The sequence below is a fragment of the Colwellia marinimaniae genome (assembly GCF_002207865.1).
Taxonomy (GTDB): domain Bacteria; phylum Pseudomonadota; class Gammaproteobacteria; order Enterobacterales; family Alteromonadaceae; genus Colwellia; species Colwellia marinimaniae.
The window spans coordinates 1-274 of the sequence record NZ_BDQM01000256.1 but is presented as its reverse complement, the minus strand read 5'-3'; the positions used below and the strand labels follow the sequence as shown (position 1 = coordinate 274).

General features: G+C 63.5%; 1 pseudogene. It reads right to left on the bottom strand.

What is annotated here, in order from left to right:
* Positions 1-226, bottom strand: a pseudogene (locus MTCD1_RS19175) (MFS transporter); the annotation flags it as partial.
* Positions 227-274: the final 48 nt, after the last annotated feature.

Sequence of the window (274 nt, the reverse complement as noted above, 5' to 3'; positions counted from 1 at the left end):
GGCCATAGCGGTCTACCAGCCGCGACACCTGGGGTGCGCAAAACGCCGTGGCCAAGGCAAAAGTCGCCGCCACCGCTCCGGCCAAGCCATAGCCGCCACGGACCTGGGACAACATGGTGATCACGCCGATACCGGTCATGGAGATCGGCATACGCGCGAGCATGCCAGCCGCTACAAATGCCTTCGAACCTGGCGCCTGGAACAGCTCGGCGTAGGGGTTTGCCATGGTGCGTGCCCTCTTGCTGGGAGCCCTGGAGCTTGCTATTCGATCCAA